General features: G+C 59.5%; 11 protein-coding genes. 4 read left to right on the top strand and 7 right to left on the bottom strand.

Features of this window, described 5'->3' with window-relative positions; translation table 11 throughout:
* Positions 1–104 precede the first annotated feature (104 nt).
* Positions 105–752 (bottom strand): glutathione S-transferase family protein, encoded by a 648-nt coding sequence (locus tag AAE029_RS22745; protein WP_371075166.1) that lies wholly within the window; start codon positions 750–752, stop codon positions 105–107.
* Positions 753–834: 82 nt separating this feature from the next.
* On the bottom strand, positions 835–1578 hold the full coding sequence (gene mtgA, locus AAE029_RS22740) for a monofunctional biosynthetic peptidoglycan transglycosylase (protein WP_371075165.1): 744 nt from the start codon (positions 1576–1578) through the stop codon (positions 835–837).
* A gap of 135 nt (positions 1579–1713) precedes the next feature.
* On the opposite strand from mtgA, the gene AAE029_RS22735 reads away from it, so the two are divergent.
* Positions 1714–2628: a polyprenyl synthetase family protein gene (locus tag AAE029_RS22735; RefSeq protein ID WP_371075164.1), complete on the top strand. Its 915-nt coding sequence runs from the start codon at positions 1714–1716 to the stop codon at positions 2626–2628.
* Positions 2629–2744: 116 nt separating this feature from the next.
* On the opposite strand, the gene ispG is transcribed toward AAE029_RS22735, so the two are convergent.
* The 3 genes from ispG to AAE029_RS22720 form a co-directional block, all read right to left on the bottom strand.
* Positions 2745–3995 (bottom strand): flavodoxin-dependent (E)-4-hydroxy-3-methylbut-2-enyl-diphosphate synthase, encoded by a 1251-nt coding sequence (gene ispG, locus AAE029_RS22730; RefSeq protein ID WP_371075163.1) that lies wholly within the window; start codon positions 3993–3995, stop codon positions 2745–2747.
* A gap of 168 nt (positions 3996–4163) precedes the next feature.
* Positions 4164–5363: an MFS transporter gene (locus AAE029_RS22725; RefSeq protein WP_371075279.1), complete on the bottom strand. Its 1200-nt coding sequence runs from the start codon at positions 5361–5363 to the stop codon at positions 4164–4166.
* Between the two features lie 163 nt (positions 5364–5526).
* Positions 5527–6312, bottom strand: a complete 786-nt coding sequence (locus AAE029_RS22720; protein WP_371075162.1) for a DeoR/GlpR family DNA-binding transcription regulator — start codon at positions 6310–6312, stop codon at positions 5527–5529.
* Between the two features lie 246 nt (positions 6313–6558).
* Between AAE029_RS22720 and AAE029_RS22715 the strand changes: the two genes are divergently transcribed.
* The 3 genes from AAE029_RS22715 (at position 6559) to AAE029_RS22705 (ending at position 8877) form a co-directional block, all read left to right on the top strand.
* A complete protein-coding gene (locus AAE029_RS22715) occupies positions 6559–7332 on the top strand; it encodes an amino acid ABC transporter substrate-binding protein (RefSeq protein WP_371075161.1) in 774 nt (257 codons plus the stop codon).
* 106 nt (positions 7333–7438) lie between these two features.
* On the top strand, positions 7439–8119 hold the full coding sequence (locus AAE029_RS22710; RefSeq protein WP_371075160.1) for an amino acid ABC transporter permease: 681 nt from the start codon (positions 7439–7441) through the stop codon (positions 8117–8119).
* Positions 8116–8877: an amino acid ABC transporter ATP-binding protein gene (locus AAE029_RS22705; RefSeq protein WP_371075159.1), complete on the top strand. Its 762-nt coding sequence runs from the start codon at positions 8116–8118 to the stop codon at positions 8875–8877. Before AAE029_RS22710 ends, AAE029_RS22705 begins: the two co-directional genes overlap by 4 nt.
* A gap of 83 nt (positions 8878–8960) precedes the next feature.
* Here AAE029_RS22705 and pyc read toward each other — a convergent pair whose 3' ends face one another.
* Together pyc and AAE029_RS22695 are read right to left on the bottom strand one after the other, a co-directional pair.
* On the bottom strand, positions 8961–12422 hold the full coding sequence (gene pyc, locus AAE029_RS22700; RefSeq protein ID WP_371075158.1) for a pyruvate carboxylase: 3462 nt from the start codon (positions 12420–12422) through the stop codon (positions 8961–8963).
* 185 nt (positions 12423–12607) lie between these two features.
* Entirely contained in the window at positions 12608–13348 is a 741-nt protein-coding gene (locus AAE029_RS22695; protein ID WP_371075157.1) for an autoinducer binding domain-containing protein, read from the bottom strand.
* Positions 13349–13618: the final 270 nt, after the last annotated feature.

Here is a 13618-nt window from a genome sequence, read left to right as displayed (position 1 = left end):
TCCTTAGAGCCGGATGATATCAGGTCGAACCGACCCTGATATCTGAATCCGTCTCTAAATCAAAAAGTCAGAGCGGGATGTCGCCCGAAAACCGGCATCGCGTTCTAGACTTCGTCCTCGGGCACGATCCAGGGCTCCGCGCGGGCTGCCTTTTCCCACTTCTGCCATGCAGGAAGGCTCTTCACGGTCGCCATATAGTCCAGGGTGTCCGCGGCATCGACGAGGTCGTAGACTTCGAACCGGTTGACGACAGGGGCAAACATCGCATCGGCACCGGAGAAGGCGCCGAAAAGAAACGGGCCGCCGGAGCGCTCGCGCATCGTGCGCCAGATCGTCTCGATACGCGCGACATCGGCCGGGACACCGTCATCAAGCGCGATCTTTTCCTTCGGACGGCGAATGTTCATCGGGCAGGCATTGCGCAACGCCCGAAAGCCGGACAGCATTTCCATGGAGACGGAGCGCGCCATGGACCGTTCCTTTGCGGCTTGCGGCCAAAGGCCTGCGTTCGGGAAGAGCTCGGCGGCATATTCGATGATGGCGAGCGATTCCCAGACGCGAAGATCGCCGTGATGCAGCACCGGGACCCGGCCGGTCGGGGAAATTTCCTTGAAGCGCGGATTATCTGCCGGAAAATCGAAAGGGATCAGCACCTCCTCGAATGGTATACCGGCCGCCTCCAGCGCGAGCCATGGTCTTAGCGACCAGGAGGAGTAATTCTTGTTGCCGATATAAAGTGTGAGCTTCTCCACGGAATTTCCTTTGTTCGTTGATCGGGCACGTGATTCAAGAATGCCAGATGATGCGGCAAGCTTCGAACGATATGTTCTGATATCAATCATAAAGGCATTTGATGTATTCGCCGGAACCGGCTGCGCGGCGCTCGTTCACCGTTGCCAACTGTCGCAACCCGCGACGCGGTTTGCTTGCGACGCGGGAAAAGGGATTTGGAAGCGAAACGGCAAGCAGTGCCGCCTGACGACGGGAGAGTTTGGAGGCGGATACGTTGAAGTGATGCTGGGCGGCGGCTTCTATGCCGTAGATGCCAGGCCCCCATTCGGCAATGTTGAGATAAATTTCCATCATGCGCCGCTTCGACCAGACGAAATCAGCCGTCACGGCGAGCGGCAGTTCCAGCGCCTTGCGAACGAAGGAGCGGCTGTTCCAGAGAAACAGGTTCTTGACGGTCTGCATCGGAATCGTGCTGCCGCCCCGCGTCGATTCACCATTGAACGTATCCTGCAGCAGCAGGCGCATTTCTTCCCAATCCACACCGCCATGAAAGCAGAACTGACCATCCTCCGACATCATCACGGATTGGACGAGAACGGGCGATATTCGATCGAGGGAAACCCATTGCCGGTCATATCCCTTAAGCAGAAGGAGATCGCGGATCATCAGCGTCGAGACCGGATGGATGAATGGTGCTGTGTACAGGAAAATCAGCAGATAAGGCAGCAGTAACAGGCCAATGAGGGCAAGGACCATTCGTTGCGGCACGGAGCGGCGGCGCAGCCAGGCTGACTTGCGGCCGGTCAGCATGTCCGTCTCTTCCTCTCTTTCCGGCGATAGATCCAAATTACAGCCCGATTTTTCCTCAGGGCAAAGTCATATCGCCTGCGTGCCCGCATGGCCAGACCACCCGACCTTATCTGTGCAATCTTCGCGATAATTCCGTTGCCAGCCCATCGCGCTCATGCCAAACAGGCGCATATGGACAATCAGCCAACGACATTCGAAGCACGGTTGAAAGCCAGCGCGCAAGAGATCGAGGCGTTGCTGGGCGCTTTGTTGTCGGATGCTGCCACGCATGACGAGACCCTGCGGCCAGGGCATCTACTCGCCGCCATGCGCCACGGAGTGTTGAACGGCGGCAAACGGTTGCGGCCCTTTCTGCTGATCGAGAGCGCGACGCTGCTCGGTGGCGATCGTGAGGCTGCCTTGCGGGTGGCTGCCGCATTGGAATGCGTGCATTGCTATTCGCTCGTGCATGACGATCTTCCTGCAATGGACGATGACGACCTTCGGCGGGGCAAGCCGACTGTTCATATCGCTTTTGACGAGGCGACCGCCATTCTCGCCGGCGACAGTCTTCTGACCTATGCCTTCGATATCATCGCTGCTCCGGAAACCGAGCTGGCTGACGAGCGGAAGGTTGCTCTGGTTCTGGCGCTCTCGCGTGCCGCCGGATTGGGAGGCATGGCAGGCGGCCAGGCCCTGGATCTGGCCGCCGAGAAAAAGGCTCCCGACGAGCAGGGCATCGTGACGCTGCAGGCTATGAAGACCGGAGCACTCATACGCTTTGCCTGCGAAGCAGGGGCAATTCTGGCGGGCGTATCGCCGGATGATCGTGCACGCCTGCGAGCATTCGGCGAAAAGATCGGGCTCGCGTTCCAGGTTGCCGATGATCTGCTGGATCTGACCGCCGATACCGAAACGATGGGAAAGGCGACGGGTAAGGACGCTGCACGCGGCAAGGGCACGCTCGTCGCGCTGCGCGGGATGGCGTGGGCGGAAGCAACGCTCAGCAGGCTGGTGAAAGAGGCAGCCGAGCTGCTTTCACCCTATGGCGAGAAGGCTGCTGTTCTTGTGGAGACCGCCCAATTCGTCGCTAATCGCAAGAGCTAGAGCAATTCCAGGAAAAGTGCGAAGCGGTTTTCCTTCCGGAATTGCGTAAAACAAAAGCTTAGAGCGGTTCTGCGTTTCCATGAAAAGCTGAAACGCTCTAAGCTGCAAAAGGCGGCTTATTCTGCCGCTACGTTTTGGCCGAAGCGCTTCTCGATATAGTCGATGACCAGTGCCTCGAAATCGGAAGCAATGTTCGGGCCACGGAGCGTCATGGCCTTCTTGCCGTCGATGAAGACAGGAGCGGCCGGGCTTTCGCCGGTGCCCGGCAGCGAGATGCCGATATCGGCATGCTTGCTTTCGCCGGGACCGTTGACGATGCAGCCCATGACGGCGACGTTCAGCGCCTCGACGCCCGGATATTTCTCGCGCCAGACCGGCATATTCTTGCGAATGTCATTCTGAATGCTCTGGGCAAGCTCCTGGAAGACGGTCGACGTGGTGCGGCCGCAGCCCGGACAAGCGGCGACCACCGGCACGAACTGGCGGAAGCCCATGACCTGCAGCAGTTCCTGTGCGACCTGCACTTCACGGGTGCGATCACCATTTGGTTCCGGTGTCAGGGAGACACGGATGGTGTCGCCGATACCGTGCTGCAGCACATAGCCCATGGCGGCGGAAGAGGCGACAATGCCCTTGCTGCCCATGCCGGCCTCGGTGAGGCCAAGATGCAGCGCGTGATTGGAGCGGTCGGCAAGCATGGAATAGACGGCGATCAGGTCCTGCACCTGGCTGACCTTGGCGGAAAGGATGATGCGATTGCGCGGCAGGCCCAGCTCTTCGGCGAGATTGGCGGAGATCAGTGCCGACTGCACAATCGCCTCGCGCGTCACCTGACGGGCCGAAAGCGGCGAGCCGGCTGCTGCATTCTGATCCATCAGCGCCGTCAGCAGATCCTGGTCGAGGGAACCCCAGTTGACGCCGATACGAACCGGCTTGTCGTAGCGGATCGCCATCTCGATGATTTCGGCGAACTGTTTGTCCTTCTTGTCCTTGAAACCGACATTGCCCGGATTGATCCGGTATTTGGCAAGCGCCTCGGCACAGGCGGGATGATCGGCGAGAAGCTTGTGCCCGATATAGTGGAAATCGCCGACGAGCGGCACGTCCATGCCAAGCCGCAGCAGCCTCTCGCGGATCTTCGGCACGGCGGCTGCACTTTCGTCGCGGTCGACCGTGATGCGAACGAGTTCCGAACCGGCCTTGAAGAGGGCGGCGACCTGGGCAACCGTCGAGTCGATATCGGCGGTATCCGTGTTTGTCATGGACTGCACGACGACCGGCGCGCCACCTCCCACGATGACGCCACCGACATCGACGGCAACGGAGGCGCGGCGGGGCTTCGGATCAAAATCGGTTGCTGACGACATGGAACGCTCTTGATCGGCTTTGGAATTTGGTGCCTTTCAGGTGGATCATGACTGCTTTCTTGTCAACCGGTTCATGCATTAACTTTTATGCGGTCAGAAACGGATGATTTAGGTCGAATCGACCTGGGATGTTGCCCGAAAACCGCTCACACTTTTCGGCATCCCGCTCTAATGATGGCTGCCTCCGGCGCCGATGCCGTCCGCATAGCGGGCGAGGCGTGAAAACACCAGCACCACAAGCAGCAGCACTGGAAGCGCTTTGAAGACGGCGGAAAAGCCGACATGCTCGGCGGCAAATCCGATCACCGAGGGTGCCACCAGCATGCCGGAATAGCCCATGGTGGTGACGACCGAAATGCCGATCCCGTGGGCAAGGCCCGGTATGTTGCCGGCTGCCGAGAAGGCGATCGGAACCATGTTGGAAATGCCGATGCCGCAGAAGGCGAAACCGATGATCGCAATTCCGGCATTCGGCGCGAAGGCCGCAATCAGCATGCCGGTGATGGCAAAAAGGGTGCAGACGCGCAATGTTTGCACCGCGCCGAAGCGATCGCGGACGACATCACCTGCAAAGCGCATGGTGGCCATGGTCAGCGAGAAGGCGGCAAAGCCGAAGCCGGAAAGGACGACGGAGCCACCGAGCTCTTCGCGCAGGTAAAGCGCGCTCCAATCGAGCACTGCGCCTTCCGGCACCATGCAGAAAAGCGCCATCAGGCCGAGGAGCCACGGCAAGGGCGTAAGCGGCAGGCCCGTCTTACCCTTTTCCTCCTCATGATGCGGCTGATCTCCGAGGATCATCGGCCACGCGACGGCAAGCAGGATGGCTGCAAGCGCGGTCGCGAGCGTGGCATGACCGAGGATGCCGATCTCAGCGATGAGATAGCCGCCCAGACCGGAACCGATAAGCCCCCCGAGGCTCCAGAAAGCGTGGCAGGAGGACATGATTGCGCGACGCATGAACTTTTCGGTCGATACCGCATTGGCGTTCATCGCGACGTCCATCGCGCCGATAAAGCCGCCAAAGAGGAAGAGCGACAGGGCGCCGGTCCATACGTTTTGAACAAGCGTCAGGGCCAGAAGGGACGGAAGAAGAAGCACGGCGGTAGCCTTGGCCACAATCCTGGAACCCCGGCCGGCAATCTGGGCGCCGGCGACAGGCATCATCATCAGCGAGCCGAGCCCGAAGACGAGGATCATCACGCCGAGCTCGAATTTGGTCAGCTGCAGGCGCTCCGCAAATTCAGGGATCTTTGGCGCCCAGCAGCCAACGAGGAAGCCGTTCATGAGAAAGAGCAGGGACACCGCGACCCGCTGTTTTGGAAGAAAGCCCGGTCGGACGATCGCTGCTGCATTCGGATTATGATCCATCATCAAAGTCCCCGAGTTTTTCGGTGCCGCTGCTCGGCGGCAGAGTATTATCGACATCGAGGATGGAAAATTCCCATCCATTATCCGGTCAATCGGACCGACCAGCTATTGTTTTCATGCATGTCGTTGCCGCAAAACCGCTGCACACTTTGCGCGACATGAATTAATCTGCTTTTCCCGCAACCACGACATGGCACCCTCGCAACCTATAGGCGTCGAGCAGATCCCTGTCGATTCCACTTTCGACGACAAGATGGCTGCAGCGTTCCACCGGCACCACGTTATAAGGCGCCGTTGTCCCGAATTTTTCAGCCGTCGCAGCAACCAGTATTTTCCGGCTGCGCGATGCGGCGCAGCGCTTGAGTTCCGCGTCTTCGAAGCCGAAGGTCGTCACGCCGGCCGCAATATCGATCCCACAGGCGCCAAGCAGGCAGAGATCAGGCGACAGCATTTCCAGATCCCGTATGGCTCGCGCTCCGATCGCTCCGCCGGCAAGCCTGTCCATGCGACCGCCGATGAGGATGACCTCAATCCCAGGGTAATCCAGAAGTGCGGTGGCGATCATCGGTGCGTTGGTCACAGCCGTTAAAGCAATGTCGTCGGCAAGAGCATTGGCAATTGCCAGATTGGTACTGCCTGCATCGAAAAACACGACCGAACCGGCCTCGATCTGGGAAAGCGCGGCATGGGCAAGTTCCGCTTTCCGGTCCGGGGCGATCGCTATACGCTGTCTCAGGTTTCCACCGCTTGCCGGCGAAATGAGCAAGGCGCCGCCATAGACACGCTCGCAAAGGCCCGCGGCTGCCATCTCCCGCAGATCTCGCCGGATCGTATCTTCCGAGACGCCGAATTCGCTGGCCAGTTCGCTCGCAAGCACGCGGCCGGAGATCTTCAGCCTTTCGCTTATGGCACCCTGTCGTTCCCTGAGAAGCAAATCCTGAGAGGTCATGCCGGCTCCGTGCAACAACATGCGAAATCTTGCAAGAACGTGCATAAACCGAAACGATCCTGGGTGCAAGCGTCGAGGTCGCAACTTTTGTGACAAGCGATAACATTGACAAAACCGCGCAGGAGGCGGAAATGAGAAAAATATTCGCAAATGCTCGTTTCTTTTGCAGGTTTCTACGCTTTCGCTACTGCATTTTTCTGCGATCTATGCGCCATCAATTGTCCTTTGAAAAGAAACGGAGAGATCATGAGCTGGTTGAAGACTATTGCGGCTGCGGCCCTCGTTCAGACGGCCTTCCTGCTTCCCGCCCACGCCGGTGAAAATCTGGATGCGATCAAGTCGGCCGGTGTGTTGAAGATCGGCACCGAAGGCACTTACGCGCCCTTCACCTATCACGATGAAAGCGGCAAGCTCGTCGGCTTCGACGTCGAGATCGGTGAGGAAGTCGCCAAGCGTCTCGGCGTCAAGCCACAGTTTCTGGAAGGGAAGTGGGATGGCCTGATCGCCGGCCTGGACGCCAACCGTTATGACACCGTCATCAATCAGGTCGGCATTACCGAAGCACGTAAGCAGAAATACGACTTCTCGGAGCCTTACATCGCCTCGAAGGCCGTGCTGATCGTGCGTGCCGACGATGATAGCATAAAGAGCTTCGACGACCTGAAAGGCAAGAAGTCGGCCCAGTCGCTGACCAGCAATTTCGGCAAGCTCGCCGAGAAGTCTGGTGCCGAACTCGTCGGCACCGACGGCTTTGATCAGTCCATCCAGCTCGTGCTTACGGGCCGTGCCGATGCGACGATCAACGACAGCCTTTCCTTCCTCGACTTCAAGAAGCACAAGCCGGATGCCAACGTGAAGATCGCTGCCCAGCAGGAGAATGCCGATTATTCAGGCATCATCATCCGCAAGGGCGAACCGGAACTGCTGGATTCGATCAACAAGGCGCTTGCTGAGATCAAGTCCGACGGTACCTACGCCAAGATCGCCGACAAATATTTCGGGCAGGACGTCTCGAAATAACGGACCCGGCAACTGGTTTCGTCCGGTCCCGCCTTCCAGTATAACTGCAATCGACCAGGCGTTCAGGGTACATCCCTGAACGCATTCTTTTATCGAGAGGCCACCCTTGCCGCACTGGCTACAATTGATGGCGGATTCGCTCGGCCCCCTGCTGTGGGCGGGGCTCATCTTCACAATTCCGCTCACCCTCCTGTCGTTCACCTTCGGCCTGATCCTCGGCCTCGTCACCGCAGTCGCGCGTCTCTTTGCACCTGCGCCGATCGTGGCGATTGCGCGCTTTTACGTCTGGGTGATTCGCGGGACGCCGCTTCTGGTGCAGCTTTTCGTGATCTTCTATGGGCTGCCGAGCATCGGCATCCTGCTCGACGCCTTCCCGGCGGCGCTCATCGGTTTCACGCTCAATATCGGTGCCTATAGTTCGGAAATCATCCGGGCCGTCATCTCATCGGTACCAAAAGGACAATGGGAGGCCGCCTATTCGATCGGCATGAACTGGCGCCAGGCCATGCAGCGCACCATCCTGCCGCAGGCCGGGCGCGTCGCTGTGCCGCCCCTGTCCAATACTTTCATCTCGCTCGTCAAGGACACGTCGCTTGCCGCCGCCATCACGGTGCCGGAGCTGTTTCAGGCGGCGCAGCGGATCGTCGCGACGACCTATGAACCGCTGATCCTCTATATTGAGGCGGCCCTGATCTATCTGGCGCTGAGTTCCGTGCTCTCCGCGTTGCAGGCCCGGCTCGAGCTTCGCTTCGGCCGCTATGGCGGGATGCTGGAGGCAAAGGCATGATCGAACTTTCCCATATTGAAAAACGCTTCGGCGATGCCGTCATCCTCAAAGACATCAGCCTTCAGATTCCCGAAGGCAACGTCACGGCTCTTGTCGGCCCTTCCGGCGGCGGCAAGAGCACGCTGCTTCGCTGCATCAATCTGCTCGAAATCCCGACAGCCGGCTCCATCAGCCTTGGCGGAGAACGATTGACGTTCGAGCCGGGCCATAGGATCTCCTGGCAAGCAATCCAGAAGATCCGTCGTCAGACAGGCATGATCTTCCAGAATTTTCAGCTCTTTCCGCATCAGACGGCGATCGGGAATGTCATGGAGGGGTTGGTGACCGTCCTGAAATGGCCGAAGGAGAGGGCGCATGCGCGCGCCATGGAGTTGCTGACCAAGGTCGGCATGGCGCACAAGGCAGATGCCTGGCCCTCCACGCTTTCCGGCGGCCAGCAGCAGCGTGTTGCAATCGCCCGTGCGCTTGCGCCATCGCCCCGCGTCCTTCTCTGCGACGAGCCGACCTCCGCGCTCGATCCGGAGCTCGCCGCCGAAGTGGTCGACGTGCTCAGCCGGCTTGCAACCGAGGGGACAACCATGGTCATGGCGACACATGATCTGCGTCTGGCTTCAAAGATTGCAAATGACGTTGTTTTCCTGGAAGCGGGCGAGGTCGTCGAAACTGGCTCGGCACGGAGCATCTTCAATACGCCGGTGCGCGAACGAACCAAGCGCTTTGTCTCCACCCTGACTGCCGGTCACACTTACGACATCTGATAGGGCGACATCTGATAGGGCGGCACCTGAAAGGCGGCTTGCCTTGACAGCCGCCTTCTCCGGATGATCCGGTGAAATGATGATCAGGCGCCGTAGACGATCAGGAGGTCCTTGGCGTCAATCTGATCGCCGGCACGGACAAGCACCTCCGCCACGGTCCCGTCCTTCTCTGCATGCAGAGCGGTTTCCATCTTCATCGCCTCGATGGAGAGCAATACGTCGCCGGCTTTGACGCTCTGGCCCGGGCTGACTGCGACCGTCGATATGACCCCCGGCATCGGCGCGCCGACATGGGCGGCATTGCCGCTTTCGGCCTTGCGGCGGACTGCGCTGCCGGCTGCTCCATGGGCGCGATCCGGCACCTTGACGCGACGCGGCTGGCCATTGAGCTCGAAGAAGACCGAGACCATGCCCTTCTCGTCGGTCGCCGTCATCGCCTGATTGACGACGACCAGCGTCTTGCCCTTCTCGATTTCCGCGAAAAGCTCGCCACCTTCCGGCAGGCCGTAGAAATAGGCGGGTGTCGGCAGAACGGAGACCGGCCCGTAAGTGTCGGCGGCCTGGGCGAAGTCGGTGAAGACCTTGGGATACATCAGATAGGACGCGAATTCGAAATCATCGATCTTCCGCTCCAGCTTCGTCTCGATTGCATGGCGCTCGGAATCGAGGTCGGCGTCGGCAAGCAGTGACCCGGGTCGAACCGTATAGGGCTTCTCCCCTTTAAGTGCTTTTTTCTGCAGGCCCTCCGGCCAGCCGCCCGGCGGCTGTCCGAGATCGCCCTTCAGCATGGAGACCACCGATTCCGGAAAGGAGACCTCCTTTTCGGGGTTCAGGACGTCGCCGACAGTCAAATCCTGACTGACCATCATCAAGGCCATGTCACCGACTACCTTGGACGATGGCGTCACCTTGACGATATCGCCGAACATCCGGTTGGCGTCGGCATAGGCCTGGGCGACCTCGTGCCAGCGTGTCTCGAGCCCGAGCGAGCGAGCCTGCTCCTTGAGATTGGTGAACTGGCCGCCCGGCATTTCATGCAGGTAGACTTCCGACGCCGGTCCCTTGAGATCGCTTTCGAAGGCCGCGTATTGATGGCGCACTGCCTCCCAATAGAAGGATATGCGGCGGATCCATTCCGGATCGAGGCCCGGATCGCGCTCGGAACCCGACAGCGCCTCGACGATGGAACCGAGACAGGGCTGCGACGTATTGCCGGAAAGCGCATCCATCGCGGCATCGACCGCATCGACGCCGGCTTCCACAGCCGCAAGCACGGTCGCTGCGGCGATGCCGGACGTATCGTGGGTATGGAAATGGATCGGCAGGCCGGTTGCCTCGCGAAGAGCCTTGAACAGGACTTTCGCCGCGCCCGGCTTCAGAAGACCTGCCATGTCCTTCACCGCAATGATGTGGGCTCCGGCCTTTTCCAGTTCGACGGCGAGATCGGTATAGTATTTCAGATCATATTTCGGACGCGCGGAGTTCAGGATATCGCCGGTATAGCAGATCGCCGCTTCACAGAGCTTGTTCTCCTCGATGACCGCATCCATGGACACCCGCATGTTCTCGATCCAGTTCAGGCAGTCGAAGACACGGAAGAGATCGATACCGCCTTTTGCGGCCTGGCGGACGAAATATTTGACGACGTTATCGGGATAGTTGGTGTAGCCGACGCCATTGGCGCCGCGTAGCAGCATCTGCAGGAGGAGATTGGGTGCGGCCTCCCGGATCAGCGCCAGCCGTTCCCAGGGATCTTCTGTCAGGAAGCGCATGGAGACGTCGAAGGTTGCCCCGCCCCAGCATTCGAGCGACAGAAGCTGCGGCAGCGCGCGCGCATAGGTGCCGGCAACGCGGGCGATGTCGAAGGTGCGCATCCGGGTGGCGAGCAGCGACTGATGCCCATCGCGCATCGTCGTATCGGTCATGAGAACACGGTTCTCGCCGCGCATCCATTCGGCAAATTTCTGCGGACCGAGCATGTCGAGCCGCTGCCTGGTCCCGTCCACTATCGGGCCGTCGATATAGGGCAGCACGGGTTCGGCCGCCTTCGGTGAGGGGGCGGGGCGGCCGCGCGCTTCCGGGTGGCCGTTGACGGTGACGTCGGCAAGATAGGTCAGAAGCTTGGTAGCCCGATCCTGGCGCTTCACCTGCTGGAAGAGCTCAGGCGTCGAATCGATGAAGCGCGTCGTATAGCTGTTGTCCCTGAAGCTCGCATGCCCGATGATGGCCTCGAGAAAGGTGAGGTTCGTCGCAACGCCGCGAATGCGGAATTCCCGCAGCGCGCGATCCATGCGGCTGATCGCTTCGTGTGGCGTCGATGCCCAGGCTGTCACCTTGACCAGCAGCGGATCATAAAAGCGCGTTATGATCGCCCCCGTATAGGCGGTACCGCCATCGAGGCGAATGCCGAAACCGGCAGCCGAGCGATAGCCGGTGATGCGGCCGTAATCCGGAATGAAGTTGTGCTCGGGGTCTTCCGTCGTGATGCGGCACTGCAGGGCATGGCCGTTGAGGCGGATATCCTTCTGCTTCGGGACGCCGGACTCCGGTGTTCCGATGGCGAAGCCATCAAGGATATGGATCTGAGCCTTGACGATATCGATGCCGGTGACGACTTCGGTCACCGTGTGCTCGACCTGGATGCGCGGGTTGACTTCGATGAAGTAGAACTTGCCGGTATCCGCATCCATCAGATATTCAACGGTGCCCGCGCCGATATAGTTGGTCGCCTGCGCAATCTTCAGCGAATAGGAGGCGAGCTCCTGGCGCTGCGCGTCGCTGAGGTAAGGCGCCGGCGCCCGCTCGACGACCTTCTGGTTGCGGCGTTGGATCGAGCAATCGCGCTCGAAGAGATGCACGACATTGCCATGGGTATCGCCGAGGATCTGGCTTTCGACATGGCGCGCGCGCTCAACCAGCTTTTCGAGATAGACCTCGTCCTTTCCAAAGGCGGCCATCGCCTCGCGCTTGGCTTCCGTCACTTCCTTGGCCAGATCCGCCTCGGAACGGATCACCCGCATACCGCGTCCGCCGCCACCCCAGGACGCCTTCAGCATTACCGGATAGCCGATCGCCGCGGCCATCTTCGCTACTTCAGCCATGTCATCAGGCAAAGGCTCGGTTGCCGGCACGACCGGCACGTCGACCGAGATCGCCAGGTTTCGAGCGGCCACCTTGTTGCCGAGCTGCCGCATCGTATCGGCCTTCGGGCCGATGAAGATGATGCCGGCCTGGTCGCAGGCATCCACGAATTCAGGGCTTTCCGAGAGCAGGCCGTAGCCCGGATGGATCGCGTCGGCACCGGAGAGTTTTGCGACGCGGATGATTTCGGAAATGGAGAGATAGCTTTCGATGGGCCCTAGATCGCGGGAAAGGTGCGGCCCGCGACCAACCTGATAACTCTCGTCTGCCTTGAAGCGATGGAGAGCGAGCTTGTCTTCTTCCGCCCATATGGCAACGGTTTTTATTCCGAGCTCATTGGCCGCGCGGAAAACTCGAATTGCGATTTCGGAACGATTGGCGACAAGTATCTTGGAAATGGGCAAAGACGATCTCCTCAGGCGTCAGACGCGGGTATGCTGCACCCGCGAAGGAAATCCTTAACTTCTTGTTAGAGAAAGTTCAATTTCCCGCCCCTAAAACAGATCGAATTTTTGGCCGCTCCCTGAGCATCGGAATCACCAGAGAGCAGAAAACATACTATAATCAGAGAGTTGGAGCGGGCCGAACCCTAGAAGATCAACCCGTGACGGAAGGCGAGGGCGACAACCTGCTGGCGGTTCTTTGCCTTCAGCTTGTCTTGGATGCCGTTCATGTACCAGTCGACCGTGTGGTTGGATATCTTCAACAACTTGCTGATTTCTATCGAGGTCAGGCCATCGGCGAGATAATGCAGGATCTCCATTTCGCGCCGTGTCAGCTGAGCGGCGATGGCAGGCGTCTGCTCAAGCGCCGACGCCTCGCCCCTCAGTTCCAAGATCCGCCAGAAAGCTTTTTTGGCCGCGGCATCGAAAAGGGCGATTTCGACTGGCGAGAGATCCACGACCTCGCCGCCGAGCGTCATGTTTCCCAGGAGGCCGTTGCGGCCGTGAATGGGAAAGATGTAGCCGTCGTGCAGCCCGTGGGCACGCGCGTCGATCATCATCTGCTCCATGCGTCGGCGGTGCGGATCCGTGCGGAAGGCAAGCACGGTGTCACGCCAGCGGAAGGGACGCTGCGCCTGTGCGAGGAAGCGGATGGTCGGATCGATCAGAACGTATTTCTTGGCGATATAGACCTGCGGCCATTTTTCCGGCCAGCGGCCGGCAAGCACGAGGCTCATGGGATCGGCGTTCGGCTTCGGCTGCTTGAGAAGTCCGTAGAAGCTGAACCTGTAGGACTTAACGACCCGTTCAAGCTCGATCACGACGTTCTCGGGCGTCCTACATTCCTCAATAATGACGAGCAACTGGGTTAAAGAATGAACATTCACTGCTGGCCCCCTTGCGATACCTAGGTTCACATCCGCCTGCGTCACTCTCGACCCGGGATGCCGACCGTCTTCGCAAAATTCACGATGTTCCAAATGTTTTATAGCACGCTATACATTGATCTGCGCGGCAACGGCAATTGCCTGACGATACCTGCGGACTTCAATTCACTGCTTCTCCGTCCTGTACTCCCTAACGCTTGTAAATTTGCATCGGCTCTCGGAGCCGCGAACCTGTTAATCGCAGGTTCAGGTAGAGAAATGTAGCATCCG

The sequence above is a fragment of the Sinorhizobium sp. CB7 genome, from assembly GCF_041357635.1.
Taxonomy (GTDB): domain Bacteria; phylum Pseudomonadota; class Alphaproteobacteria; order Rhizobiales; family Rhizobiaceae; genus Rhizobium.
Note: the sequence above shows the minus strand (reverse complement) of the source record. Positions and strands in the feature narration are given on the sequence as shown.

What these genes read in the sequence shown, in the direction of transcription:
- AAE029_RS22735 (WP_371075164.1), top strand. Translation starts at nt 1,714, where the DNA reads ATGGACAATCAGCCAACGACATTCGAAGCACGGTTGAAAGCCAGCGCG.
- ispG (WP_371075163.1), bottom strand. Translation starts at nt 3,995, where the DNA reads ATGTCGTCAGCAACCGATTTTGATCCGAAGCCCCGCCGCGCCTCCGTT.
- AAE029_RS22725 (WP_371075279.1), bottom strand. Translation starts at nt 5,363, where the DNA reads ATGGATCATAATCCGAATGCAGCAGCGATCGTCCGACCGGGCTTTCTT.
- AAE029_RS22720 (WP_371075162.1), bottom strand. Translation starts at nt 6,312, where the DNA reads ATGACCTCTCAGGATTTGCTTCTCAGGGAACGACAGGGTGCCATAAGC.
- AAE029_RS22715 (WP_371075161.1), top strand. Translation starts at nt 6,559, where the DNA reads ATGAGCTGGTTGAAGACTATTGCGGCTGCGGCCCTCGTTCAGACGGCC.
- AAE029_RS22705 (WP_371075159.1), top strand. Translation starts at nt 8,116, where the DNA reads ATGATCGAACTTTCCCATATTGAAAAACGCTTCGGCGATGCCGTCATC.